We start from the raw sequence: 23,187 nt of genomic DNA on the forward strand, positions 1-23,187 counted from the left end.
GCCCAATGCACAGCCCCGCCCGCAAGCACTACCAGCGCGTCACCGCCGCGAAAGCGGCGGGAACCGCAACCCCCGGCCGCCCCCAGACCGGCGAGCAGTACGAACTGCACGCCGCCGCGCTGTACGAGGCCCGACGCACCCTCAAGGGCATCAAGAGCACCGAGCAGAAGATCGCCAAGAAGCGCGAACTGCTGCCGGAGTTCGACGCCTACGTCGCCGGCGTGCTCGAGGCCGGGTCCGGCGCCCAGGACGACGTCGTGATGACCGTCATGATCTGGCGGCTCGACGTCGGCGACCTGGCCGGCGCGCTGGCCATCGCCGAGTACGCCCTGCGCCACGGCCTCGACGCTCCCGACCGCTTCGAGCGCGACACCGCCTCGATCCTGGCCGAGCAGCTCGCCGAGGAAGCCATCAAGCAGCTCGAGGCCCCGGTCCAGGACAGCGAGGAGGCCCGCACCGCCGCCGCCAACCAGGCCGCCGAGCTGGCCATGCACCTCGGCCGCGCCGAGGCGCTGACCCGCGACGCCGACATGCACGACCCGGTGCGCGCGAAGCTGCACAAGGCCCTCGGCTACGCCCAGCGCGCCCGAGGCGGCCACGCCGCCGAAGCGCTCGAGCATCTGCGCCGCGCCCTGGAGCTGAACGACCGCGTCGGGGTGAAGAAGGACATCGAGAAGCTCGAGCGCGAGCTCAAGCAACAGAACGCTGGCCAGGGCGACAACGCCCAGGCCTGACACCGAGTCGCACGCCGACGCCAAGGGGGCACCGGGCAAGAGCGGGCCACGCCCAACTCGACACCCGGTCCACCCCCTTCCTATCCCGACCTGAGCGAGAGCCGCCGCCATGTCCCTGATCGCCGCCGGTACCGGCACCGCCCCCGCCGATCCGCCCAGCCTCGACAACAACGGTTTCTGGCCGGACATCGAGCCGGGCGATTTCCGCGAGGCCACCCGGCTGGACGGCACCGTCACCGTGCCGCGCCTGGTGCAGGCGCTGCAGGTGGCCATGGCTGACGTCAATCGCCAGCTCGCCGACTGGCAGCTCGCCCGCCAGGACGACGGCGCCGCCACCCTGGCCGCCGTGGCGCCGCCGGTCTGGGCGCTGCCCGACCACTACGCCCTGCTCTACCGCCGCGCCGTCTACGCCACCGCCCACGCCAGCCTGCTCGAGCGCTATCGCGACGTTTCTGCCACCCAGGACGGCGACGAGCGCGGCGAGGCCAAGGACGAGGCGGCCAACGACCTCCGCCGCGACGCCCGCTGGGCCGTGGCCGAGATCGAAGGCCGCGACCACACCACCGTGGAGCTGATCTGAGATGCCTGATGTGCGCGCCCACCAGGGCGAGACCCTCGACGCGCTCTGCCAGCGGGTGCTCGGCCGCACTGCCGGCGTCACCGAGCAGGCCCTGGCGCTCAACCCGGGCCTGGCCGACGTCGGCCCGGTGCTGCCCCACGGCACCCTCGTCACCCTGCCCGACGAACAGGCCGCCGAGCCGGCCATCGCCGACACCATCCAGCTCTGGAACTAGAGGACCTCATGGCCCAATCCGACACCGCCTCGAACAGCCGATCGATCTTCGAGCGGCATCTGCAAACCGGCATCCAGCTGCTGCTGGTCGCCCTGCTCGGCTGGGCCGGCCTCAAGCTCGTCACCCTGGGCGAGAACACCGCCGTGCTGCGCGAACGGCTGACCTACCAGAGCGAACAGCTCGCCAGCCTGCGCCGCGAGCTGCGCAACTGGAGCGACCTCTACTACCGCAAGGGTGATGCCGCCCGCGAGCTGGGCGACATCAAGTCCGACATCGCGAGCCTCGAGGCCCGCGTCACCGAACTGGAGAGCGGCTCATGATTCTGCGACACGGCGACACCGGCTACCGCGTCGAGGCCCTGCAACGCGCCCTGGTCAGCGCCGGCCACGCCCTCGAGGTGGACGGCTGGTTCGGCGACGAAACCGAGGCCGCGGTCCGTGCCATCCAGCGCGCGCACGGACTGGTCATCGACGGCCTGGCCGGCCCCAAGACCCGCGAGGCCCTCGGCGGCCGACCCGATCCCCGTCGGCTGCGCCAGATCGACCTGGTGCATGCCGCCGAGCGGCTCGGCGTCGAGCTGGCCGCGGTGATGGCGGTCAACGAGGTCGAGAGCCGCGGCAGCGGGCTGCATTTCGGCGGTCCGCGCGGCGGGCAGCCGGTCATTCTGTTCGAGCGCCACATCATGCGCCGCCGGCTGATCCACTATGGCGTCGCCCCCATGCCCTACCAGCAGCGACGGCCGGATCTCGTCAACGACAAGGCCGGCGGCTACATCGGCGGCCCACGCGAGCATGATCGCCTCGAGGCCGCCGCCGCCCTGGACGACAGTACCGCCACCGACGACTGCGCGATCGAGGCGGCCAGCTGGGGCCTCTTCCAGATCATGGGCATGCACTGGCAGCGGCTGGGCTACGCCTCGGCCGCCGCCTGGCGTGAGGCCATGGCCGCCACCGAGGGCCGCCAGCTCGAGGCCTTCACCCGCTTCATCGAGGCCGACCAGAGTCTGCTCACCGCCCTGCGCCGGCACGACTGGCGTGAGTTCGCCCGCCGCTACAACGGCCCGGCGTTCGAGCGCAACGACTACGACACCAGGCTCGCCGCCGCCTACCGGCGCCATGCCCAGCAACTGGAGATCGCCGCATGAAGCTGATTCAGAGCATCCTCGGTACCGTCGCCGGCCCGGTGATGGAGATCATCGATCAGGCCGTCACCGACAAGGACCAGGCCAACCGACTCAAGGCCGAGCTGCGCCACCGGCTGATCGACCAGCAGGACGCCGGCCTCCAGGCACGCATGAAGGTCATTCTCGCCGAGGCCACCGGCGAGAGCTGGCTCCAGCGCAACTGGCGCCCGCTGCTGATGACCGTGATCGTGGCCATCGTCGCCAACAACTACCTGCTCGCGCCCTACCTCGGCGCCATGTTCGGTGTCGGCCTGCAGCTCGCACTGCCCGAACAGCTCTGGGACCTGATGACGCTCGGCGTCGGCGGCTACATCGCTGGGCGCTCGGGCGAGAAGATCGCCGGCACCCTGCGCGGCCGCCGCGGCCGACTGATGGACGAGATCGACGCCCAATGAACAAGCTCGCCAGTCTCCGCGCCCACCTGCTCGACGCCGTGCCGGAACTCCAGCGCGGCCCCGAGCGGCTGCTGACGTTCGTTCAGGACGGCAGCATTCGCTTCCAGCGCGGCCAGCACCTCAGCCACGAGTACCGCTTCGAGGCCCAGCTGGTGGTTACCGACTACGCCGGCGGCACCGACACCCTGATGATCCCGCTGCTGCAGTGGCTGTCGCGCTACGAGCCGGACCTCGATCCCGACGACGGCGTGCGCTTCGAGGCCGAACTGCTCAGCAACCAGGCCTACGACCTGGCCATCACCGTGCGGCTCAGTGAGCGCGTGGTCGCCCTGGTCGACTGCGAATCCGGCACCATCCAGGCCGAGCATCGCCAGCCCGCCTATGCCATCGAGACCTGCCCGGCCACCCACTGGGAGCTGCTCACCAAGGCCCCGGGCGACGACGACTACCAGCCGACCAGCGAGTGGGATTCCCCCTGATGGACGACCTCCAGGCCCTCGAGGACTGGGTCACGCCCATGCTGGCCCAGCTCGACCGCAAGGCCCGACGCACCCTGACCCGCAAGGTCGCCCAGGACCTGCGCCGCTCCCAGCGCGAGCGTATCAAGGCCCAGCAGAACCCCGACGGCACGCCCTACGCGCCGCGCAAGCCGCAGCATCGCGCCCAGCAGGGCGCCATCCGCCGGCGCGCGATGTTCACCAAGATCCGCACCGCCAAGTACCTCAAGGCCCGCAGCACCACCGACGGCGCCGAGGTCGGCTTCGTCGGCCGCGTCGCCCATATCGCCCGGGTCCACCAGGAAGGCCTGCGCGCCCGTGTCGACCGCGACGGCCCGCGGGTCAGCTACGCCGAGCGCCGCCTGCTCGGCCTCAGCGACGCCGACCGCCAGCTGATCCAGGACTCGGTGCTTCATCACCTCACCGCCGGCTGACGCCGTTTTTGTGCCCCCGCCCTCTCACAATCCCCACCGCTAGAGCCCCGGCCCTCCCCGCGCAACCATCGCGGCATGAAACAGCATCCCCTGCAAAGCGCCGCCGAGCTGCTGCGCCTGATCCATAACCTGATCCGCCTCGGCACCATCGCCGAGGTGGATCACGGCGTCGTGGGCGAGCGTCCGCCGCGCGTTCGGGTGAAATCCGGTGAGCTGCTGACCGCCTGGCGGCCGTGGATCGAGTGCCGCGCCGGCACCACCCGCGACTGGAATCCGCCCACCGTCGGCGAGCAGGCCGTGCTGTTCTCCCCCGGTGGAGACCCCGCCGGCGCCGTGGTGCTGGTCGGGCTGTTCTCCGACGCCCACCCCGCCCCGGCGGATCTGCCCGAGCTATGCCGCCGCCTGTTTCCGGACGGCGGCCTGTTCGAGTACGACCACCAGGCCAGCGTGCTGCGCATCAAGCTGCCCGGGCGCATCGAGATCGAGGCCCCGGGCGGCACGACCTGGCTCGGCAACATCGACCACCAGGGCGACATGGCCCGCGCCGGCAGCTACGCCCAGGACGGCGGCACGCTGACGCACAACGACGTGAACGTTGGCCACGACCACCCGCACACCGGCGTCGTGCCCGGCAGCGGCCAGAGCGGAGGCCCCGTCCAATGACCGGCATGAACGTTTCTACCGGCCGCTCCCTGGAGCGCCTCGAGCACATCCGCCAGAGCGTGCGCGACATCCTCACCACCCCGATCGGCACCCGCGTCATGCGCCGCGAATACGGCAGCCTGCTGCCCGAGCTGATCGACCGGCCGCTGTCCGACGCCCTGATGCTCCAGGTCTACGCCGCCACCGTCATGGCGCTGCTGCGCTGGGAGCCGCGCCTGCGCGTCACCGCCGTGCACCGCAGCGTCAGCACCGCCCAGCCCGGCCGCGCCACGATCGAGATCCAGGGCCAGACCACTGACGGCCAGGCCATCCGCGTGGAGGCCCCCATCGCATGAGCGGCACCATCGACCTTTCGCAGCTTCCTGCCCCCGACGTCGTCGAGTCCCTGGACTTCGAGACCGTGCTCGCCGAGCGCAAGGCAGCCCTGCTCGATCGGGTCGGCGAGAGCCGGCGCGCCGATGTCGAGGCCACCCTCGAACTCGAGAGCGAGCCGCTGACCATGCTGCTCGAGGAGAACGCCTACCGTGAGCTTGTCTGGCGGCAGCGGGTCAACGAGGCCGCCCGCGCGGTGATGATCGCCCACGCCAACGATGAGGACCTCGACAACCTCGTCGCCAACTTCAAGGTCGAACGGCTGGAGATCGACCCGGGCGATCCCGACGCCACGCCGCCGGTACCGCCTACCTACGAGAGCAACACCGACCTGCGCCTGCGCGCCCAGCGGGCGTTCGAGGGGCTCAGCGTCGCCGGCCCGCGCGCCGCCTACGAGTTCCATGCGTTGAGCGCCGACGGCCGGGTCGCCGACGCCACGGCCACCAGCCCGGCGCCGGTCGAGGCACTGGTCACCCTGCTCAGCACCGAGGGCAACGGCGCCGCCAGCCAGGAGCTGATTGATGCCGTCTATCCCGCGCTCTCCGCCGAAACCGTGCGCCCGGTGGGCGACCGCCTCACGGTGCAGTCGGCGGAGATCATCGACTACAGCGTCGACGCCACCCTCTACGTCTACCCCGGCCCCGAGCAGGAGCCGATCCTCGCCGCGGCCCAGTCCGCGCTGACGGCCTACGTCACCGCCCAGCGCCGCATCGGCCGCGACATCCGCATCTCGGCCATCCATGCCGCCCTGCACGTCGAGGGCGTGCAGCGCGTCGAGCTCGCCGCCCCGGCCGCCGACGTCGTGCTGGACAACACCCAGGCCGCCCACTGCACCGGCACCACCGTGACGATCGGAGGCAGCGATGCCTGACGACCGCTCGGTCCGTCGCTACGGGCCGCTGCTGCCGCCCAACGCCTCGCCCCTGGAGCGCGCCGCCGCCGAGGCCCTGGCCGAGATCCAGCGCGTGCCGGTGCCGCTGCGCGATCTGTGGCGCCCGGCGACCTGCCCGGCGCACCTGCTGCCCTATCTCGCCTGGGCGTTCAGCGTCGACCGCTGGGACCCGAGCTGGAGCGAGGCAGCGAAAAGGGACGTCATCGCCTCGGCGTTCTACGTCCACCAGCGCAAGGGCACGATCAGCGCCCTGCGTCGCGTGGTCGAGCCGCTGGGCTACCTGCTGGAGGTGGTCGAGTGGTGGGAGACGATCCCGGAAGGCGAGCGCGGCACCTTCGCCCTGCGCATCGGCGTGCTCGACACCGGCATCACCGAGGCCATGTACAGCGAGCTCGAGCGGCTGATCGACGACGCCAAGCCGCTCACCCGCCACGTCAGCGGCCTGGACCTTGCCGGCGAGAGCCGCGGCACCGCCTACCTCGCCGCCGCCACCTACGACGGCGACGTCACCGCCGTGCTGCCCTTCGTCGCCGAGGAAACCCAGGTCGTTGGGCTGTTCCATGTGGGCGCCGCCACCGACAGCACCGACACCGCCACCGTCTACCCGCTCTGATAGCAAGAGGAGCCCCGCATGCCCCAGTTCTATACGCTGCTCACCGACACCGGTCAGGCCAAGCTGGCCAACGCCGTGGCGCTCGGCGGCACCATCGAGATCACCGAGCTGGCCGTCGGCGACGGCAACGGAAGCCTGCCCACGCCGGACAGCAGCGCCGAGGCCCTGGTCAACGAGGTGCGCCGCGCCCCGATCAACGCCAGCCAGACCGACCCCGACAACCCCAGCTGGATCGTGGTCGAGCAGGTGCTCCCGCCGGACGTCGGCGGCTGGTCCATCCGCGAGATCGGCATCTATGACGTCGACGGCGACCTGATCGGCATCGGCAACTACCCCGAGACCTACAAGCCGGTGCTCGCCGAAGGTTCCAGCCGCACCCAGACCGTGCGCTTCGTCCTTGAAGTCAGCGACACCAGCGCCGTCACGCTGAGGGTCGACCCCTCGGTGGTGCTGGCGACGCGGGAATACTCGGATGCCGGTGACGAGGCGATGAAGACGGTGATCGAGCAGGCCATCGCCGCCGCCGGCTACCAGTTCGCCAACTACGACGCCGAGCGGATTTACACCACCGGCGAGGTAGTACGCGGCAACGACGGTGTCTTCTACGAGTTTTACGACCGTGACCAAGTGGGCACCGTCCAGGGCGTCGCCCCCACCAATGCCGGGAATCGGCCGCATATCTGGATGATGTGGGATGGAACGCGCCCGGGCGCGACTATCGAATGGCGCGCGGAGACCCTGCCCGAGGGCTACGTCGAGAACGACGGCGCCGAGCTCAGCCGCGCCGACTACCGGCGCGTGTTCGCGGCTCACGGCACCACCCACGGGGCTGGAGATGGCTCGACGACCTTCCTGCTGCCTGATGATCGGGGTGAGTTCAAGCGGGGACTGGATCGGGGGCGTGGAGTGGACTCTGGGCGCTCTCTGGCGGATCACCAGGGCCAATCAGTGCAGTACCACAGCCATATGCTGCCGACGGGAACCGCTAACCCAGGCACAACGCAGGTGATTCCAGACAGCATCTTCGTCTCAAAAAAAATGAACTGGACAACAGGAAAGGGAGACAATTTTTCACGCACTAGCGATGGAAATGTTTCCACAGATGTCAGCGTCTTTTCTGCCGAAACCCGCCCCCGTAACAACGCCGTTATCTGGTTGACCAAGATCTGAGGGAGCCGACCATGCGCATCTACGACATCAACCCCACCGACGGCACCGTGATCAATCCCGCCGGCCGCGAGGCCCCCATCGATCCCATGCGCCGCGAGCCGCGCATCCCGGCCGGTGCGACCGTCATCGAACCGCCGGCCACCGGCGCCAACGAGACCGCCCGCTGGGCCGGCGAGGCCTGGGAGATGGTGTCGGACTGGCGCGGCCACGTGTACTGGCTCGCCGACGGCAGCAGCCACGAGATTAGCGAGCTTGGCGTCGAGCCGCCGGACGACGCGCTGGACGAGGCGCCTCCCGAACCCCTCAAGGACCTCGCCGCCCGCCAGCGCGCCGCGATCGCCACCGCCCTGGCCGATGCTCTCGCAGCGGGCCTGCCCTACACCATGCCCGACGGCACCGAGGACACGGTGCAGATGCTGGCCGAGGACCGGCAGAATCTGCTCGGCCTGGCCATCGAAGCCCGCGACCTGAAGGCCGCCGGCGTGACCGATCCCGTCCAGGCGTTCCGCGCCATGTCGAACACCATCTACCCGATGACGCCCGACCAGGTCATCGCCCTGACCGATGCGGCCCTGGGCCACTTCAAGACGCTCAAGGCGCACAGCTGGGACCGCAAGGACGCGATCGACGCCGCGCTGGAGGCGAACGACCGGGTGGGGATCGAAGCGGTGGTGTGGTGATCACTGCCGACCGCTCCAGGAAGCTCAACGCCCGCTTTTCCCTGCCAGTGATAGGATCTCGGGGGTCCTCAACCAGGAGAAAACATGAACGACGAAGAGCTCGAGCAATACATCTCCCAGTTTGCACCGTTCAAAGATCGAGCGGAGTTCACAAGCGAGGCCCCCGAGGACTATGTCAAACGAATGCAGCCATTACTGCCTCACTGGCCAGAAGAGGTACTCGTCGAGTGGCTCTACAGACATGCTGGTGGGTGTCTCGCAGACTATGCCCCACTTCGGTTCGAGCGTTTTCACTTCAGCTTGGAAGAATGGCCGGTAGAGGATATTCCCGGCCCAGAGGCCTTTGCTAACCCTCGAATGTGCGAGAACTTCTCGGACATAGAGCGACGAGCCGCTGGCCCCCATGACTGGCTCGCCAAGTACATGCTTGAGCACGGCACCTGGAACACTCCCATCGTTTTACTTGATAACCATGACGGCGGCGCATGTGAGCAGACATGGGGAATCATTCGCACCCCTTGGCACCTGATGGAAGGGCATCGGCGTCTATCCTTTCTCAATGGCTTGAGAGAAAGGGGGAAGGCAATTGATGGGCATGCCGTATATGTCGTGACTCTCCAAGACGCATAGCCACCGCGCCCGCCAACCGGCGGGCGTTTTTGTGCCATCACCACCCCACAATCCCCGCCTATCGCCCCTCGCACGCTCCCGCGCAAGCATGACCCCGACCGTCATGCTCACCTGCGCAGGAGCCCGATATGGCCCAGGACTACCACCACGGCGTGCGCGTCGTGGAGATCAATGAAGGCACCAGGCCGATCCGCACCGTCTCAACGGCGGTGATCGGCCTGGTGGCCACCGCCCCCGACGCCGCGGCGGCCGTCGCCGCCTCGCTGCTCGTCGATTCTGCCGCCGCCGAAAGCGGCGTCACCTACACCGCGGCCACCGCCGGCACCACCGGCAACGCCATCCGCGTGCGCTACGTCGATCCCGGCAGCGCCTCCGCCGCGCTGGCCGTCACCGTCAGCGGCCAGGACATCACCGTCAGCCTGGCCACCGACACCGAGGGCGAGATCACCAGCACCGCCGCCGAGGTGGCCACGGCCATCAACGGCGAGGCCGACGCCTCCGCCCTGGTTACCGCCGCCGAGGAAGGCACCGGGGCCGGCGTGGTCGCCGCGTCGGGCTTCCAGTATCTCACCGGCGGCGAGGACGAACCGTTTCCGCTGAATACCCCGGTGCTGGTCACCGATCCGCTGGGCGCCCAGGGCGACGCCGGCGACACCGGCACCCTCGCCCGCTCACTGGATGCCATCGCCGACCAGGCCAAGACCATGATCGTGGTGGTGCGCGTAGCCGAAGGAGCCGACGACGCCGAGACCAAGACCAACGTCATCGGCGGCGTGAATGCCAGCGGCAAGCGTACCGGCGTGCAGTCTCTGCTCGCCGCCGAGGGCCGCCTGGGCGTGAAGCCGCGCATCCTCGGCGTGCCGGAGCTCGACGACGCCGACGTCACCAGCGAGCTGATCGGCGTGGGCCAGAAGCTGCGCGCCTTCGTGTACGCCTCCGCCGGCGACAGCACCACCATGGAAGAAGCGGCCATGTACCGCGAGAACTTCGGCGCCCGCGAGGTCATGGTGATCTGGCCCGACTTCACCGGCTGGGACACCGCCACCTCCAGCACTCGCACGCACTCCGCCGTGGCCCGCGCCATGGGCCTGCGCGCCAAGGCCGACCAGGCGATCGGCTGGCACAAGACCCTTTCCAACATGCCGGTCAACGGCGTGACCGGCATCAGCCAGGACGTGTTCTGGGACCTCCAGGACCCCAACACCGACGCCGGCTACCTCAACAGCCACGAGGTCACCACCCTCATCAACCGCGGCGGCTACCGCTTCTGGGGCTCGCGCACCTGCAGCGTCGACCCGCTGTTCGCCTTCGAGAACTACACCCGCACCGCCCAGGTCATCGCCGACACCATCGCCGAGGCCCATCTCTGGGCCGTCGACAAGCCGATGCACCCCTCGCTGGTGAAGGACATCGTCGAGGGCATCAACGCCAAGTTCCGCGAGTGGAAGCGCCTGGGCTACATCATCGACGGCGAGGCCTGGTTCGACGCCGAGATCAACACCCCCGAGGTGCTCAAGGCCGGCAAGCTCTACATCGACTACGACTACACCCCGGTGCCGCCGCTCGAGAACCTGATGCTCCAGCAGCGCATCACCGACCGCTACCTGGTCGAGTTCGCCGACCGCGTCGCCGCCGCCTGATAGGAGAACGACATGGCACTTCCCAAGATCCTCAAGGACTTCAACCTGTTCGGCGACGGCAACAGCTGGCAGGGCCTGATCCAGACCATCACCCTGCCCGAGCTCGCCCGCCGCATGGTCGAGTACGAGGGCGGCGGCATGGACGGCCCCATCGAGGTCGACATGGGCAACCAGCTCATGGAAATGACCTGGACGCCCGGCGGCCTGCTGGTCGACGGCGTCTACGACACCTACGGCTCACCGATCCACGACGCCGCCCAGCTGCGCTTCACCGGCAGCTACGAGAGCGACGAGGACGGCTCCGTCGTGCCCGTCGAGATCGTCGTGCGCGGCCGCCACAAGACCATCGGCATGGGCGAGGCCCAGAAGGGCGACAACTCCACCGGCGAGATCACCACCACCATCAGCTACTACAAGCTGACCATCGACGGCGAGGTCGTCATCGAGCGCGACATCCCCGGCAACGTCTTCATGGTCCGCGGCGAGGATCGCCTCGCCGACCGCCGCGCCGCACTCGGCCTGTAAACGCGAACGCCCCGCCGGTGGGGGCCGGCGGGGCGTTCTGGAATCTCACCCTACAGAGACTAGGGAGAGCCTGTGGAACAGCTTAGCAAGTTCATCGAGGAGCTTCGAGCAATGACTGAAGGCCTGTCTCCCGGGCGCTTTTACGCCCTCTGGTCTATCGCGTTCACCATCGCCCTCGGCTACCTGATCAGCAAGATCCCCTGGGATCTGCTGCTTACTCACTGACTCAATCACATCACCGGAGCCACACCCCATGACCGACAAGACCACCGCCCCTGCCGAGCTGCCCCAGGTCGTCACCGAGACCGTCGAGCTGGACTCGCCCTTCAAGCGCGGCAGCCAGACCGTCACCGAGCTGCAGATCCGCAAGCCCAAGTCCGGCGCCCTGCGCGGCGTGGCGCTCACCGACGTGCTGCAGATGGACGTCACCGCCCTGACCAAGGTGCTGCCGCGCATCACCGAGCCCGCCCTCACCGAGGCCGAGGTGCGCGCCATGGACCCGGCCGACCTGGTCCAATGCGGCGGCGTGGTGAGCGGTTTTTTGCTGCCGAAGAAGGCCAAGGCGGAAGGCGCGAGCGAGTAACGCTGCCCGAGCACGTCGACGACGCCATGGCGGATCTCGCCATGGTGTTCCACTGGACGCCGGCGGACATGGACGACATGCCCCTCGACGAACTGATGGACTGGCGCGAGCGGGCCCGCCGCCGCGCCGAGCCCCCGAAACCCAGCAAGTGAAGGAACGCCGATGGCCCGCGATCTCAAGTTGCAAGTCGTCCTCGACGCCGTGGACCGGGTCACTCGGCCCCTCAAGCAGATCACCCAGGGCAGCGGCCGCACCGCCGAGGCCCTGAAAGCCAGCCGCGACCAGCTCAAAACCCTGGAGCGCGCCCAGCGCGACCTCCGTGGCTTCCGCGATCTCAAGCGCCAGAGCGAGAGCAGCAGCCGCGCCCTCGAGGAGCAGCAGCAGGAGATCCGCGAGCTCTCCCGCCAGATGCAGAACGCCGAGGGCGACACCAAGGCCCTCGGCCGCCAGCGCGCCCAGGCCGTCCGCCAGGCCCAGCGCCTCAAGGAGCAGTATCAGCAGGAGCAGCGGCAGCTTCAGTACCTGCGCCGCAACATGACCCGCGTCGAGGGCGTCACCGGCAGTCACGCCGACCAGCAGCGCGAGCTGACCCGGCGCATCCGCGAGGCCAACGGTCAGCTCGAGGCCCAGCAGCGGCAGCTACGCCAGACCGCCCAGCGGCAGCGACAGGCCGCCGACGCCGCCAAGCGCTACCACCGCGACATCGGCCGCGCCGGACGCATGGCCGGCGCCGGTGCCGCCGGCATGGCCACCGGCGGCGCCGCGCTCTACGGCGGCGCGCGCATGCTCACGCCGGGCGTCGACTACGGCGCCGCCATGTCCCGCGTACAGGCCCTCACCCGCCTGCAGGAAGACGACCCGCGCTTGCAGGCCCTGCGTGACCAGGCCCGCGAGCTAGGCTCGAGCACCTCGTTCAGCGCCACCCAGGCCGCCGACGCCCAGGGCTTCCTCGCCATGGCCGGCTTCGACCCCGACGCCATCCGCGCCGCCATGCCCTCGATGCTCAACCTGGCCAAGGCCAACGACACCGGCCTCGGTCGCACCTCGGACATCGCCTCGAACCTGCTCTCCGGCTTCGGGCTAGACCCCAGCGAGATGGAACGCCTCGGCGACGTCATCACCGCCACCACCACCCGGGCCAACGTCAACCTGGAGATGCTCGGCGAGTCGATGAAGTACGTCGCCCCGGTGGCCCGAGAGATGGGGCTCTCGCTGGAAGAGTCCGCCGCCATGGCCGGCCTGCTGGGTAACGTCGGCATCCAGGGCAGCCAAGCCGGCACCACCCTGCGTGCCATGATGCTGCGCCTCTCCGCCCCCACCGGCGCCGCGGCCGGCGCCATCGAGGAACTCGGCCTCAACATCAAGGACGCCGAGGGCAACATGCGCAACGTGCCGCAGATCCTCGCCGACGTGGCCCAGGCCACCGAGGACCTGGGCAACGCCGAGCGCATGGAGTACCTGAAGGCGATCTTCGGCGAAGAGCCCGCCGCCGGCATGGCCGAGATGATCAACCAGCAGGGCTCGGCCGGCGTCGAGGCGTTCACCGGCATCCTGGAGAACGCCGCGGGCGAGAACGCCCGGGTGGCATCGGTGATGGCCGACAACATCAAGGGCGATCTCCAGGGCCTGAACAGCGCCTGGGAAGAGGTCGGTATCACCATCACCGACACCAACGAGGGCCCGCTGCGCGAGCTGATTCAGAACATCACCACCATCACCCGCGGCGTCGGCAACTGGATGAAGGAAAACCCGCGCCTCACCGGCACCCTGGTCACCGCCGCCGCCGGCCTCGCCACCCTGGTCGCCGTGGGCGGCAGCTTCATCGCCGTGCTCGGCTCGGTGCTCGGCCCCATCGCCCTGGTCCGCTACGCGCTCACCCTGCTGTCGCTCAACCCGGTGGGGCTGACCATCATGGGCATCGTCGCCGCCGTGGCCGCGCTGGCCGCCGGGGCCACCCTGGTCTATCGCAACTGGGATTCGATCTCCGCCTGGTTCGGCCAGCGCTGGCAGGACATCAAGGATGCGTTCAGCGGCGGCATCGGCGAGGTCGCCCGGCTGCTGCTGGACTGGTCGCCCATCGGCCTGATCTGGCGCGGCGTCACCGCCGGGCTCGACGCCCTGGGGGTGGAGATCCCCGAGACATTCGGCTCCCTCGGCTCGGCGATGATCGACGGCATGATCGACGGCCTCACCGGCAAGATAGGCGAACTGCGCGACCGGATCACCGGCATCGCCGGCAACGTGCGCGACTGGTTCGCCGACAAGCTCGACATCAACTCGCCCTCGCGCGTGTTCGCGCAGCTCGGCGGCTACACCGTCGATGGCCTGAATCAAGGGCTGGACGCCCAGCGCGACGAACCTGCCCGCCGCGTGGGCGAGATCGCCCGGCGCGTGCGCCAGGCCGGCGCCGGCATGGCCATCGGCGCCGCCAGCCTGCCCGCCATCGCCGACGTGCCGATCGACCACCGCCCGCCGCTCCAGCCCCCCCGCGGCGGTGGCGATGTGCACATCACCATCGAGGGCGGCATCAACGTCCACGCCGCCCCGGGCATGGACGAGCAGGCCCTCGCCCGCATGGTCGACGCCCGGGTCAGGCAGGCCCTGGCCGACGCCAGCCGCGACGCCGCCGCCCGCCGGCGCTCGTCTTTCTACGACATCGACTGACAGGAGCCCCGCCCATGATGATGGCCTACGGCCTGTTCGTGTTCGGCCTCAGCACCGCCGCCTACCAGGAGCTGCAGCGCCAGACCGACTGGCGCCACCAGAGCCAGGGCCGCGTCGGACGCCGCCCGGCCCGCCAGTTCCTCGGCCCGGGCGAGGAGACCATCACCCTCACCGGCACCCTGCTGCCCCAGTTCACCGGCGGCCAGCAGAGCCTCGACCAGCTACGCGAGATGGCCAACCAGGGCGCGGCCTGGCCGCTGATCGAGGGCGCCGGCGCCTACTACGGCCTCTACGTCATCGGCTCGCTCAACGAGCGCAAGAGCGCCTTCATGCGTGACGGCGCCGCCCAGCAGATCGAATTCGACCTGCGCCTCGAGCGCATCGATGAAGACGACAGCGCCCAGCTCGCCAGCACCGCCGCCATGCGCGCCCTGGTCACCGGCATCAACGGAGCCCTGGCATGAGCCTGTTCACCGAGCCGGGCCGCGCCGCCCGCACGCCGGACTACCACCTCACCCTGATGGGCCAGCGCATCAGCCCACAGGTCGGCGCCCGCCTGCAGCGCCTGCGCCTCACTGATCGTCGTGGCCTCGAGGCCGACCAGCTCGACCTCACCCTGGAGGACCACGACGGCCGCCTCGCCCTGCCGCCCCGCGGCGCCGAGCTGCACCTGGCCATGGGCTGGCGTGGCCAGCCGCTGGTGGACCGCGGCACCTACATCGTCGACGAGGTCGAGCACTCCGGCGCGCCGGACGTGATCACCATCCGCGCCCGCTCGGCGGACATGCGCCAGGGCCTGCCCGGCAAACGCACCCAGAGCTGGGACGACATCACCCTCGGCGAGATCATCAGCACCATCGCCGGCCGCCACGACCTGGAGCCAAGGGCCGGCCATCACCTCCAGGGCATCTACCTCGAGCACATCGACCAGACCGAGGAATCGGACCTGCACTTCCTCACTCGCCTGGCCGAGCGCTTCGACGCCATCACCACCGTGAAGGCCGGCCGGCTGCTGTTCATCCCCGAGGGCGCCGGCCTCACCGCCGGCGGTACCGAGATCCCCGCCATTCGCCTGACCCGCCAGGTCGGTGACCGCCACCGCTACAGCATCACCGACCGCGACGCCTACACCGGCGTCGTCGCCCAATGGCACGACGAAGGCGCCGCCGAGCCCCGCGAGGTCATCGCCGGCAGCGACGACGAGCCCAAGCGCCTGCGCCCCACCTACGCCAGCGAGGACGACGCCCTCGCCGCCGCCCAGAGCGAATGGCGGCGCCTGCAGCGCGGCGGCGCCTCGTTCACCCTCGACCTCGCCGAAGGCCGCCCCGAGCTCTACCCCGAAACGCCGGTGATCGCCAACGGCTGGAAGCGCGAGATCGACGCCACGGCATGGCTGATCACCGAGATCAGCCACGACCTCAGCGACAGCGCGCTGACCAGCTCGGTGGAGATGGAAATCAGGGGGAGCGACTGAAACCGGCAGCTGGCCGAGGCATCATGATAGGTAAGGCTCGGCGCCAATATCCTCGCCGGCATGCAGCGGCACCCCCTGCCTCCGGTCAGGGATGAGGATCTACGCGAAAAAAGGCTCGCCTAGCCCTGGCGCGAGGCAGACCATGGGAATACAATTGGGAGATATCGTCACAGACCTGACCCAGAGGAAGCGCCATGACCCTGTTCCCGGACCTCGACACCCAGGAGACAGCCGACCAGGCTCCCTACACCTCCCACTATGAACTGCTGGATGACCGCCAGCTGCTGGAGCGGGTGCTCGAGATCTATGATCAGGGCACGGTCGCCGCGGCCCTCCGCGAGGTGGATGATAGCTGGTGCCGCGAAACGTTAAATCGGACGATCAAGGGAAAGGCAAAGAAGGGAATCACCCGTGACCAGGGGCGTCGCCTGATGGAGATGCTGCCCAAGCCGCCGCGGCACCAGGGGCGGGCCGACTTCACCTTCATCGACCTGTTCGCCGGTATCGGCGGCATCCGGCAGGGGTTCGAGTCGATCGGCGGCGAGTGCGTGTTCACGTCCGAGTGGGACAAGTACGCTGTGCGTACCTACAAGGCGAACCACTACTGCGACCCGGCCACCCACCGGTTCAACCGCGATATCCGTGACGTCACCCTGTCGGCCCGCACGGACGTGGACGAGGAAACCGCCTACGCCCACATCGACAGGGAGATTCCGGATCACGACGTGCTGCTGGCCGGCTTCCCCTGCCAGCCGTTCTCGCTGGCCGGCGTGTCCAAGAAGAACTCGCTGGGCCGCAAGCACGGCTTCGAGTGCGACGCCCAGGGCACCCTGTTCTTCGATGTCGCCCGGATCATCGCCGCCAAGCGGCCATCGGCCTTCGTGCTCGAGAACGTCAAGAACCTCAAGAGCCACGACAAGGGCAAGACCTTTCGGGTGATCTGCGAGGCGCTGGACGAGCTGGGCTATGACGTGGCCGACGTGAATGCGCCCAAGGGGCAGGATCCCAAGGTGATCGATGCCCGACACTTCATCCCCCAGCACCGCGAGCGCATCGTGCTGGTCGGCTTCCGGCGCGACCTGAACGTGCATCAGGGCTTCACTCTGAAGGATATCGAGAAGGTCATCCCGGAACAGCGCCCCACCTTCGGCGACCTGCTGGACGACGAGGTCGATGACAAGTACATCCTGACGCCCAAGCTCTGGGACTACCTCTACCGCTACGCCCAGAAGCATCGCGAGAAGGGCAACGGCTTCGGATTCGGCCTCACCGGCCCGAATGACGTAGCGCGCACCCTGTCGGCCCGCTACCACAAGGACGGCTCGGAGATTCTGGTCGATCGCGGGTTCGACGACGGGAAGCCCTTCGACTCCCCCGAGAACCACCGCAACCGCCCTCGCCGCCTCACCCCGCAGGAATGTGCCCGCCTGATGGGCTTCGACGCCCCCGGCGAGAGCTCGTTCGTGATTCCCGTCTCGAACACCCAGGCCTACCGCCAGTTCGGCAATTCGGTCGTCGTACCGGTCTTCAAGGCCGTGGCCGAGCTGATGAAGCCTCGCATCATCGAGGCCAGAAAGAAGGAGCAGGAGCGGGTGGAAGCCGAGCAGTTCCAGATGCCACTACAGGCCGTCTGATTAACAAAGACGGTGGCCGCCCACTAGGCGGCCACCGGCACTGGCTTTCAAGATGGCGTCATTCAAATACCCACTCACGATGACGTTCATACAGTGTGTCAAGAGCGGCCCGAATATCACCCACACGCCACTGGCTGCGTCGCTTGTGCTGCCCTCCCTCTCCCATGAGCTTCGGTGCAGGATCCAGATAGATGATGCCTTTGGCGATAGCGAGGAAAAGGTTCTCAGCTGATGTGCCCTCTCCGATCAGAGCCCTGTTGCTGAAGCGTACGGTGAATTCGTATCCGTCCTGACGGCGGGGGTCGTCATCGGCCAGCTTTTCCTTTTCGGCAGGCACGTACACCACATGGTTGTGCTTGGCCCCCCAGCAGTTCATGAGGCGCTCGAAGCTCCAGCCAGCCGCAACGTTGCCATGGGGATCAAACAGCAGGACTTCCAGAGCATCCACCTTGCCAGAGAGAGGTCTTTCCGGATTGTAAGGAAATGGCACCCTGTTCCCGAGCTCATCCATGATCCACTCACCGGTTTCTGGCTCGACCTGATATTCCACCACCTCGAGTCGCAGCTGACTCTTGGGGCACACAACGCCAGCACGATGAGTCCCCGTGAGCCTGTAGTTGCCATTGCCATCCCTGTAGCCGTAACGCCTCATGAAGGTGGCAAAGTCCTGGGCATACAGCCCGAGATCCGGCTCAGGGGTGAACAGGGTCAGGCGGTTACTGGTGAAGGTCTTGAGCTCGATTCCGTACAGGTCACCGTCCTTGGAGGAGTTGGGGGTAATGCCAAGCGCTCGTTCCAGGGTATAACCACAGACCTGAGTCCCCTTGAAGGGCAGCACGTTCCCCATGGTGTCCAGCCGGGATCCCAGCCATTCGTGTGATACCACCGGGGCAAGCTCACTGATGATGCGATCGATCGGGAGTCGCTCAATGTGGGGCTTGCAGTAGGTCATCTTCCATGCCCGCGCACGATCAGTACCTCGCATCTTCTTCAGCGATTTCATCAGCGCATCCGAGAGATCAACGGCCAGCAGGGCAATACAACTGCCATCCTTCCGACATCCGAGTACAAGCAGACGAGGCTCCTCGGGGTTTTCCTTGGTCCATGTCACCGACATGGCAGCCGGCATGTCTCCTTCAATGGTCTGGAAGCCGGAGAGCCTCGCCTCAGGATACTGGGGATACACGATTGCCTTGACGCGCTTGGCCCTGACCAGCTCCCCTCCCGGCTTGAGCCAGTGAAATTCATCGAATGCTGCCTCGGTAATACGCCTTCCTGGCGAGGAAGCGGGCTTGCTCATGCTCGTGCTGCTTCCCCTCTCGGTGAAGGTCATGGCAAAGGAATCGAACAGCAGCCCGAAATCAGAGGCGACGTAGACCTGATTCTTGTCGTTGGCGTTCTTTGGAAGCACCTTGAGCAGGGCTTTCTGGACGCCATGCCGTGAAAGGAGATCTCGAAGTTCCTCGATGTCCTGGAAACGGTGCTCGAAGGAAGAGGAAAAGGTTGCGATGGTCATGACAAGCTCCCTGTCTGTTGGTGCCAGCAGGATAGCCCCCCGCAAGAAAAAATATCAATGAATTTATCGGTTAATTTTTTAATATACTGTTTTTAAAAGATTTTTATTTTTTTCCTTGGTTTTTTCTTGGTCTTTACTTGGTCTAGAGCCGACCTTGAGTCTTCCTGTCAGCTCCTTGGGATGGCAACATGGCTGCCATGGATGAGCTGGGAGAGAGGCCATGACGGATGTCGTGGACAGCGAGACCCGATCGCGGATGATGTCCGCAATCAGGGGAAAGAACACCAGCCCCGAGCTTGCGGTACGACGCTATCTGCACGCCCGGGGCTTTCGTTTTCGCCTTCACCGCAGGGACCTGCCCGGCAACCCCGACCTCGTCCTGCCGAAATACCGGCTGGTCATCTTCGTGCACGGCTGCTTCTGGCACCGGCACGAGGGCTGCTTCTACGCCACCTCTCCGGCCACCCGCAAGGACTTCTGGCGCAGGAAGCTCGACGGGAACGTCGAGCGTGACAGACGTCAGCAGGCCGAGCTCATCGAAACCGGCTGGCGAGTGCTGGTGATATGGGAGTGTGGGCTGAAACACCAGCTACACGAAATTGGTGCTGTTGAAATACTGATCAAGAGTACCAACGCCATCGAGGAATGGCCTGCCAGGCCACCGAGAGTCAGATCAACAACAGGGAGATAAAGCCAAGCGATGGTCTATACAAAACACAAGGAAGAGAAAGGACTTGAGAAGGTAAGGGAGGTAGTCAATGACTGGAGGTGTGACTGGCAGGAATTTGATCAGAGCAATGATGACGGCATAGACGGACTCATCATAATGAGGCGCGGGCACAAGAAGCCCACCACTACCGGATCCATCATTTATGTTCAGGTAAAGTGCGGAAATAGTTACCTTGACGAAAAGAACGATCCCAAAAAGATCGGCGTAAAACTTGGGGCAAAACACATAGAAACTCACCGCCCTCGCTGGAATCGAATGCCAGGCAAGGTCATCCTGATTTACAGAAAATCGGAAAATTCTCAAAAAGCCTGGTGGATCGACCTCAAGGATGAAAACTCTTACTCAAAAACAAACAAGGCAGTCGTACACGCTCCAAAATCACAGGTTTTCAATACAGCACAAAAGGGAGTATTTCTCAGACTTCCGGGAGATCAGTCAAGGTACCAGGGGCTGGATGCCATTCATCTCAACAGACAGGAAGAGTTTATTCCCAAGATCGGGGGCCGGCACGGCACCCTTAAAAAACAGGCATGGCAGTATTACAAACAGTGGAAGACAGAGTGCAGCGGCAAAGAAAAATGCCCGATCAATGAGATAGAAACAGTCCTGATCAACAGAACAGGGTGGAAGCATATCACCAGAAAGGAAAGGCTGCCGGAAAGAGTCTTTCAGTCATGGCTATTACTCGCCACCGCCAGAAAAATGATAACAACCTGCACTCGCTATTTTCGGCTGGGAGGAACTCATGACGTCCATGACAGAGAAGGAAATATCCTTGGTGTCATTGACTACATCGCCCTTCGCGCCACGGCTAGCTACACACACAAGGACAGCAGTGTGGTTCAGGTAGTGCTGAAGCGCTACATTCCCACCAGCGAAAACCAGTCAGGTAGAAGCAAGGTATGGTTCTATTCTGTCCATGAGCTGCGCAGAGGACGGAGGGCTTCACTGGGCGTGTGATGCCTGTACACCGCCAGATCGCTCTGGACACCAAGAGATGATAGCCCTGAGAGACTGAGCGTTTTCAGGCTAGAGTAGCCCTTGTCGCCACCCCAAGGGGCTCTCATAGGGCTCCGGGACAGACACCACTAGATAATTTAATCAATTTCGGCTATCCACTGCAATCCCTTACAGTCCATACCGCCTCGCCTGACTCACCACCACGCCCCTGAGATCCGACTGCCGGGCCCAGATCGACTCATCGGGCCCGGCGGTGGGCATCAGCCGCATCCGCCCGCCGATCCGGTGGCTGCTGAACAGCCGCTGCTCGCCGTCCAGCTCCACCACCACCAGGTCGGCGTGCTGGGCCGGCTTCTGCTCGTCGACCACCAGCAGGTCGCCTTCCATCAGCGGGCCGCCTACGCCAGCGTCTTCGCTCACCTCCACCAGATAGCAGCTCGGGCGGAAGCGCGAGAGGTCGTAGCCGTCCAACGCGGGGTGGTCGATGCCCAGACACGCCGGGCCCAGGTAGTTCACTCGCATGTCGTCCCTGCCAATTCGTGATCCTGCCACCAGCCGCGCCATGCCGGGCCCGACCGCCTGCGCCCCCGGCGCATTATTCATATTAGCGTTTGCCTAAGGGTGTGCTGTTGTCGAATACTGTATAAACGAACAGTCTTTGACAAGAGGCACCGCCATGCGTGATCCCGAGATCCGCCATCCGCACCCGGCACCGCCGTACCGCGCCCTGCCCCATCCGCTGGCCACCATCCGCGCCGGCATCTCCGGCTTCCCCTCGCCGGCGGAGGACTACGTCGGCCGCACGCTCGACCTCAACGAGCGGCTGGTGAAGCGCCCCGCGGCCACGTTCTTCATGACCGTCACCGGCGACAGCATGGTCGAGTTCGGCATCCAGGACGGCGACACCCTGGTGGTGGACCGCTCGATCGACGCCCGCCCCGGGCACATCGTCGTCGCCTTGGTCGACGGCGAGGTGATCGTGAAGCGCTACGAGATGATCGGCAAGCGGCCCTACCTGTGCTCCGGCAACAGCCAGTACGCGCCGATCCCGCTCGCCAACCTCGACTGCCAGGTGTGGGGCGTGGTGCGCTCGGTCATCCACGAGTACGCCGTATGATCGGGCTGGTGGACTGCAACAACTTCTACGTCAGCTGCGAGCGCGTGTTCCAGCCGCGGCTCGAGGGCCTGCCGGTGGGCGTGATGTCCAACAACGACGGCTGCGTGATCGCCCGCTCCAACGAGCTCAAGGCCCTGGGCGTCGAGATGGGCACCCCGGCCTTCGAGCTTCAGCAGTGGGTCAACCAGGGACGCATCCACCTGCTCTCCTCCAACTACGAGCTCTACGGCGACATGAGCGCCCGGGTGCGCGAGGTCCTAGAGGAGTTCTCCGCCGGCGTCGAGCCCTACTCCATCGACGAGATGTTCGTCAGGTTCGACGGCTTCGACGCCGCCACCACCCAGGCCCTGGCGCGCACGCTCTACCGCAACGTGCGCCAGTTCACCGGCATCCCCGTCTGCGTCGGCGTCGCGCCCACCCGCACCTTGGCCAAGCTGGCCAACCGCGCCGCCAAGAAGCTGCCCGAATTCCAGGGCGTGTGCGTGATGCACGACGACGGCGACGACACCCGCCGCCTGCTCGAGCGCACCGCCCTCGGCGACGTCTGGGGCGTCGGCCGCCGGCTGGTCGAGCGGCTGGCCATTCAGGGCATCCAGACCGCCTGGGATCTCTGCCAGGCCGACCCCAAGGCCATCCGCCGGCGCTACTCCGTCACCCTCGAGCGCACCGTGCGCGAGCTACAGGGCACGCCCTGCATCGAGCTCAACGACGCCGCCGAGCCCCGCCAGCGCATCATGACCTCGCGCTCCTTCGGCCGGCTGACCGGCGAGCTGAGCGACCTGCAGGACGCCATCCGCCAGCACGCCCAGCGCGGCGCCGAGAAACTCCGCCAGCAGGACAGCCACGCTCGGGCCGTGCTCGTGTTCCTCAAGACCAACCGACACCGGCCCGACCTGCCCCAGTACTCGCCCAGCGTCGTCGTCGAGCTCCCCGAGCCGACCGACGACAGCCGCCCGATCCTGGCCGCCGCCCAGCAGGGCCTCGAGGCGATCTACCGCCGCGGATACCGGTTCATGAAGGCCGGGGTGATGCTGCTCGACCTGGTGGATGCCAACCGCGAGCAGCTCTCACTGCTCGACACGCCCGAGCGGGAAGCCCAGCGCGAGCGCGACCACAAACTGATGGCCGCCTTGGACGAGCTCAATGGGAAGATGGGCAAGGGCACCGTGCGCCTAGGCGTGCCACGAAAGAACGCCGCCTGGCACCTGCGCTGTGCGCACCGCACGCCGCGGTGGACGACGCAGTGGCAAGAGTTGAGGAAGGTGAAAGCCTGAAGCCGGCCGTCCC

At 66.8% G+C, this 23,187-nt stretch carries 30 protein-coding genes; 28 read left to right on the forward strand and 2 right to left on the reverse strand.

The window, feature by feature from the left end; genetic code table 11:
* Positions 1–5 precede the first annotated feature (5 nt).
* From gpM to dcm, 24 genes are all read left to right on the forward strand, one after another.
* Complete coding sequence (gpM, locus tag CVH10_RS08600; protein ID WP_106488375.1) at positions 6–734, forward strand: phage terminase small subunit; 729 nt, start codon at positions 6–8, stop codon at positions 732–734.
* A 109-nt stretch (positions 735–843) separates the two neighbouring features.
* Positions 844–1,314, forward strand: coding sequence for a head completion/stabilization protein (locus CVH10_RS08605; protein ID WP_106488376.1), 471 nt, complete (start codon positions 844–846; stop codon positions 1,312–1,314).
* 1 nt (position 1,315) lies between these two features.
* Complete coding sequence (locus tag CVH10_RS08610) at positions 1,316–1,528, forward strand: tail protein X (RefSeq protein ID WP_106488377.1); 213 nt, start codon at positions 1,316–1,318, stop codon at positions 1,526–1,528.
* 8 nt (positions 1,529–1,536) lie between these two features.
* A complete protein-coding gene (locus CVH10_RS08615; RefSeq protein WP_106488378.1) occupies positions 1,537–1,848 on the forward strand; it encodes a hypothetical protein in 312 nt (103 codons plus the stop codon).
* Positions 1,845–2,672 carry an N-acetylmuramidase family protein gene (locus CVH10_RS08620; RefSeq protein WP_106488379.1) on the forward strand — a complete coding sequence of 276 codons (828 nt, stop codon included), beginning with the start codon at positions 1,845–1,847 and terminating at the stop codon, positions 2,670–2,672. Before CVH10_RS08615 ends, CVH10_RS08620 begins: the two co-directional genes overlap by 4 nt.
* Positions 2,669–3,106: a 3TM-type holin gene (locus CVH10_RS08625; RefSeq protein ID WP_106488380.1), complete on the forward strand. Its 438-nt coding sequence runs from the start codon at positions 2,669–2,671 to the stop codon at positions 3,104–3,106. The genes CVH10_RS08620 and CVH10_RS08625 overlap by 4 nt, the downstream gene beginning before the upstream one ends.
* On the forward strand, positions 3,103–3,585 hold the full coding sequence (locus CVH10_RS08630) for a phage tail protein (RefSeq protein ID WP_106488381.1): 483 nt from the start codon (positions 3,103–3,105) through the stop codon (positions 3,583–3,585). Before CVH10_RS08625 ends, CVH10_RS08630 begins: the two co-directional genes overlap by 4 nt.
* Positions 3,585–4,037 (forward strand): phage virion morphogenesis protein, encoded by a 453-nt coding sequence (locus CVH10_RS08635; RefSeq protein ID WP_181244376.1) that lies wholly within the window; start codon positions 3,585–3,587, stop codon positions 4,035–4,037. Before CVH10_RS08630 ends, CVH10_RS08635 begins: the two co-directional genes overlap by 1 nt.
* A 75-nt stretch (positions 4,038–4,112) precedes the next feature.
* Positions 4,113–4,700 (forward strand): phage baseplate assembly protein V, encoded by a 588-nt coding sequence (locus CVH10_RS08640; RefSeq protein ID WP_106488382.1) that lies wholly within the window; start codon positions 4,113–4,115, stop codon positions 4,698–4,700.
* Positions 4,697–5,035, forward strand: a complete 339-nt coding sequence (locus tag CVH10_RS08645; RefSeq protein ID WP_106488383.1) for a GPW/gp25 family protein — start codon at positions 4,697–4,699, stop codon at positions 5,033–5,035. Before CVH10_RS08640 ends, CVH10_RS08645 begins: the two co-directional genes overlap by 4 nt.
* Positions 5,032–5,943 (forward strand): baseplate J/gp47 family protein, encoded by a 912-nt coding sequence (locus tag CVH10_RS08650; protein WP_106488384.1) that lies wholly within the window; start codon positions 5,032–5,034, stop codon positions 5,941–5,943. The genes CVH10_RS08645 and CVH10_RS08650 overlap by 4 nt, the downstream gene beginning before the upstream one ends.
* Positions 5,936–6,577, forward strand: a complete 642-nt coding sequence (locus tag CVH10_RS08655; protein ID WP_106488385.1) for a phage tail protein I — start codon at positions 5,936–5,938, stop codon at positions 6,575–6,577. The genes CVH10_RS08650 and CVH10_RS08655 overlap by 8 nt, the downstream gene beginning before the upstream one ends.
* A gap of 18 nt (positions 6,578–6,595) precedes the next feature.
* The gene (locus CVH10_RS08660; RefSeq protein WP_106488386.1) at positions 6,596–7,747 is read left to right on the forward strand and encodes a phage tail protein; all 1,152 of its coding nucleotides are present in this window, start codon (positions 6,596–6,598) and stop codon (positions 7,745–7,747) included.
* A gap of 11 nt (positions 7,748–7,758) precedes the next feature.
* Positions 7,759–8,427 carry a DUF4376 domain-containing protein gene (locus CVH10_RS08665; RefSeq protein ID WP_106488387.1) on the forward strand — a complete coding sequence of 223 codons (669 nt, stop codon included), beginning with the start codon at positions 7,759–7,761 and terminating at the stop codon, positions 8,425–8,427.
* An 84-nt stretch (positions 8,428–8,511) separates the two neighbouring features.
* Positions 8,512–9,057, forward strand: a complete 546-nt coding sequence (locus tag CVH10_RS25280) for a hypothetical protein (protein ID WP_146142915.1) — start codon at positions 8,512–8,514, stop codon at positions 9,055–9,057.
* A 128-nt stretch (positions 9,058–9,185) separates the two neighbouring features.
* Positions 9,186–10,697: a phage tail sheath protein gene (locus CVH10_RS08670; RefSeq protein WP_369335756.1), complete on the forward strand. Its 1,512-nt coding sequence runs from the start codon at positions 9,186–9,188 to the stop codon at positions 10,695–10,697.
* Between the two features lie 12 nt (positions 10,698–10,709).
* Complete coding sequence (locus CVH10_RS08675; protein WP_106488388.1) at positions 10,710–11,222, forward strand: phage major tail tube protein; 513 nt, start codon at positions 10,710–10,712, stop codon at positions 11,220–11,222.
* A gap of 72 nt (positions 11,223–11,294) precedes the next feature.
* Positions 11,295–11,447: a hypothetical protein gene (locus tag CVH10_RS25615; RefSeq protein ID WP_181244377.1), complete on the forward strand. Its 153-nt coding sequence runs from the start codon at positions 11,295–11,297 to the stop codon at positions 11,445–11,447.
* 28 nt (positions 11,448–11,475) lie between these two features.
* Positions 11,476–11,805 (forward strand): phage tail assembly protein, encoded by a 330-nt coding sequence (locus CVH10_RS08680; protein ID WP_106488389.1) that lies wholly within the window; start codon positions 11,476–11,478, stop codon positions 11,803–11,805.
* 26 nt (positions 11,806–11,831) lie between these two features.
* Entirely contained in the window at positions 11,832–11,957 is a 126-nt protein-coding gene (locus CVH10_RS08685; RefSeq protein ID WP_106488390.1) for a GpE family phage tail protein, read from the forward strand.
* A gap of 10 nt (positions 11,958–11,967) precedes the next feature.
* The gene (locus tag CVH10_RS08690; protein ID WP_106488391.1) at positions 11,968–14,469 is read left to right on the forward strand and encodes a phage tail tape measure protein; all 2,502 of its coding nucleotides are present in this window, start codon (positions 11,968–11,970) and stop codon (positions 14,467–14,469) included.
* Between the two features lie 14 nt (positions 14,470–14,483).
* The gene (locus CVH10_RS08695) at positions 14,484–14,933 is read left to right on the forward strand and encodes a phage tail protein (RefSeq protein WP_106488392.1); all 450 of its coding nucleotides are present in this window, start codon (positions 14,484–14,486) and stop codon (positions 14,931–14,933) included.
* Positions 14,930–15,943, forward strand: a complete 1,014-nt coding sequence (locus CVH10_RS08700) for a phage late control D family protein (protein WP_106488393.1) — start codon at positions 14,930–14,932, stop codon at positions 15,941–15,943. Before CVH10_RS08695 ends, CVH10_RS08700 begins: the two co-directional genes overlap by 4 nt.
* Positions 15,944–16,137: 194 nt before the next feature.
* On the forward strand, positions 16,138–17,577 hold the full coding sequence (dcm, locus tag CVH10_RS08705) for a DNA (cytosine-5-)-methyltransferase (protein WP_106488394.1): 1,440 nt from the start codon (positions 16,138–16,140) through the stop codon (positions 17,575–17,577).
* Between the two features lie 58 nt (positions 17,578–17,635).
* On the opposite strand, the gene CVH10_RS08710 is transcribed toward dcm, so the two are convergent.
* Positions 17,636–19,093: an MvaI/BcnI family restriction endonuclease gene (locus CVH10_RS08710; RefSeq protein WP_106488395.1), complete on the reverse strand. Its 1,458-nt coding sequence runs from the start codon at positions 19,091–19,093 to the stop codon at positions 17,636–17,638.
* Between the two features lie 220 nt (positions 19,094–19,313).
* Between CVH10_RS08710 and CVH10_RS08715 the strand changes: the two genes are divergently transcribed.
* Together CVH10_RS08715 and CVH10_RS08720 are read left to right on the forward strand one after the other, a co-directional pair.
* Positions 19,314–19,784, forward strand: a complete 471-nt coding sequence (locus CVH10_RS08715) for a very short patch repair endonuclease (protein ID WP_106488396.1) — start codon at positions 19,314–19,316, stop codon at positions 19,782–19,784.
* A 9-nt stretch (positions 19,785–19,793) separates the two neighbouring features.
* Positions 19,794–20,783: a DUF4365 domain-containing protein gene (locus CVH10_RS08720; protein WP_106488397.1), complete on the forward strand. Its 990-nt coding sequence runs from the start codon at positions 19,794–19,796 to the stop codon at positions 20,781–20,783.
* A gap of 168 nt (positions 20,784–20,951) precedes the next feature.
* Here CVH10_RS08720 and CVH10_RS08725 read toward each other — a convergent pair whose 3' ends face one another.
* Positions 20,952–21,305, reverse strand: coding sequence for a LexA family transcriptional regulator (locus CVH10_RS08725; protein ID WP_106488398.1), 354 nt, complete (start codon positions 21,303–21,305; stop codon positions 20,952–20,954).
* 154 nt (positions 21,306–21,459) lie between these two features.
* Between CVH10_RS08725 and CVH10_RS08730 the strand changes: the two genes are divergently transcribed.
* Both CVH10_RS08730 and CVH10_RS08735 read left to right on the forward strand, forming a co-directional pair.
* Positions 21,460–21,900 carry a LexA family transcriptional regulator gene (locus CVH10_RS08730; RefSeq protein ID WP_072821689.1) on the forward strand — a complete coding sequence of 147 codons (441 nt, stop codon included), beginning with the start codon at positions 21,460–21,462 and terminating at the stop codon, positions 21,898–21,900.
* The gene (locus CVH10_RS08735; protein ID WP_106488399.1) at positions 21,897–23,174 is read left to right on the forward strand and encodes a Y-family DNA polymerase; all 1,278 of its coding nucleotides are present in this window, start codon (positions 21,897–21,899) and stop codon (positions 23,172–23,174) included. The genes CVH10_RS08730 and CVH10_RS08735 overlap by 4 nt, the downstream gene beginning before the upstream one ends.
* The last annotated feature ends 13 nt before the right edge of the window (positions 23,175–23,187 follow it).

Origin of the sequence: Halomonas sp. ND22Bw (genome assembly GCF_003011945.1) — a bacterium.
In the GTDB taxonomy this organism is placed as follows: Bacteria; Pseudomonadota; Gammaproteobacteria; order Pseudomonadales; family Halomonadaceae; genus Halomonas; species Halomonas halophila.

Coding starts and splice junctions, on each gene's coding strand:
- CVH10_RS08720 (WP_106488397.1), top strand. CDS start 19,794: ATGGTCTATACAAAACACAAGGAAGAGAAAGGACTTGAGAAGGTAAGG.
- CVH10_RS08615 (WP_106488378.1), top strand. CDS start 1,537: ATGGCCCAATCCGACACCGCCTCGAACAGCCGATCGATCTTCGAGCGG.
- gpM (WP_106488375.1), top strand. CDS start 6: ATGCACAGCCCCGCCCGCAAGCACTACCAGCGCGTCACCGCCGCGAAA.
- CVH10_RS08695 (WP_106488392.1), top strand. CDS start 14,484: ATGATGATGGCCTACGGCCTGTTCGTGTTCGGCCTCAGCACCGCCGCC.
- CVH10_RS08605 (WP_106488376.1), top strand. CDS start 844: ATGTCCCTGATCGCCGCCGGTACCGGCACCGCCCCCGCCGATCCGCCC.
- dcm (WP_106488394.1), top strand. CDS start 16,138: ATGACCCTGTTCCCGGACCTCGACACCCAGGAGACAGCCGACCAGGCT.
- CVH10_RS08680 (WP_106488389.1), top strand. CDS start 11,476: ATGACCGACAAGACCACCGCCCCTGCCGAGCTGCCCCAGGTCGTCACC.
- CVH10_RS08645 (WP_106488383.1), top strand. CDS start 4,697: ATGACCGGCATGAACGTTTCTACCGGCCGCTCCCTGGAGCGCCTCGAG.
- CVH10_RS08635 (WP_181244376.1), top strand. CDS start 3,585: ATGGACGACCTCCAGGCCCTCGAGGACTGGGTCACGCCCATGCTGGCC.
- CVH10_RS08710 (WP_106488395.1), bottom strand. CDS start 19,093: ATGACCATCGCAACCTTTTCCTCTTCCTTCGAGCACCGTTTCCAGGAC.
- CVH10_RS08610 (WP_106488377.1), top strand. CDS start 1,316: ATGCCTGATGTGCGCGCCCACCAGGGCGAGACCCTCGACGCGCTCTGC.
- CVH10_RS08725 (WP_106488398.1), bottom strand. CDS start 21,305: ATGCGAGTGAACTACCTGGGCCCGGCGTGTCTGGGCATCGACCACCCC.
- CVH10_RS08675 (WP_106488388.1), top strand. CDS start 10,710: ATGGCACTTCCCAAGATCCTCAAGGACTTCAACCTGTTCGGCGACGGC.
- CVH10_RS08690 (WP_106488391.1), top strand. CDS start 11,968: ATGGCCCGCGATCTCAAGTTGCAAGTCGTCCTCGACGCCGTGGACCGG.
- CVH10_RS08650 (WP_106488384.1), top strand. CDS start 5,032: ATGAGCGGCACCATCGACCTTTCGCAGCTTCCTGCCCCCGACGTCGTC.
- CVH10_RS08715 (WP_106488396.1), top strand. CDS start 19,314: ATGACGGATGTCGTGGACAGCGAGACCCGATCGCGGATGATGTCCGCA.
- CVH10_RS08655 (WP_106488385.1), top strand. CDS start 5,936: ATGCCTGACGACCGCTCGGTCCGTCGCTACGGGCCGCTGCTGCCGCCC.
- CVH10_RS08735 (WP_106488399.1), top strand. CDS start 21,897: ATGATCGGGCTGGTGGACTGCAACAACTTCTACGTCAGCTGCGAGCGC.
- CVH10_RS08660 (WP_106488386.1), top strand. CDS start 6,596: ATGCCCCAGTTCTATACGCTGCTCACCGACACCGGTCAGGCCAAGCTG.
- CVH10_RS25280 (WP_146142915.1), top strand. CDS start 8,512: ATGAACGACGAAGAGCTCGAGCAATACATCTCCCAGTTTGCACCGTTC.
- CVH10_RS08730 (WP_072821689.1), top strand. CDS start 21,460: ATGCGTGATCCCGAGATCCGCCATCCGCACCCGGCACCGCCGTACCGC.
- CVH10_RS08685 (WP_106488390.1), top strand. CDS start 11,832: ATGGCGGATCTCGCCATGGTGTTCCACTGGACGCCGGCGGACATGGAC.
- CVH10_RS08620 (WP_106488379.1), top strand. CDS start 1,845: ATGATTCTGCGACACGGCGACACCGGCTACCGCGTCGAGGCCCTGCAA.
- CVH10_RS08665 (WP_106488387.1), top strand. CDS start 7,759: ATGCGCATCTACGACATCAACCCCACCGACGGCACCGTGATCAATCCC.
- CVH10_RS08640 (WP_106488382.1), top strand. CDS start 4,113: ATGAAACAGCATCCCCTGCAAAGCGCCGCCGAGCTGCTGCGCCTGATC.
- CVH10_RS08700 (WP_106488393.1), top strand. CDS start 14,930: ATGAGCCTGTTCACCGAGCCGGGCCGCGCCGCCCGCACGCCGGACTAC.
- CVH10_RS08625 (WP_106488380.1), top strand. CDS start 2,669: ATGAAGCTGATTCAGAGCATCCTCGGTACCGTCGCCGGCCCGGTGATG.
- CVH10_RS08630 (WP_106488381.1), top strand. CDS start 3,103: ATGAACAAGCTCGCCAGTCTCCGCGCCCACCTGCTCGACGCCGTGCCG.
- CVH10_RS08670 (WP_369335756.1), top strand. CDS start 9,186: ATGGCCCAGGACTACCACCACGGCGTGCGCGTCGTGGAGATCAATGAA.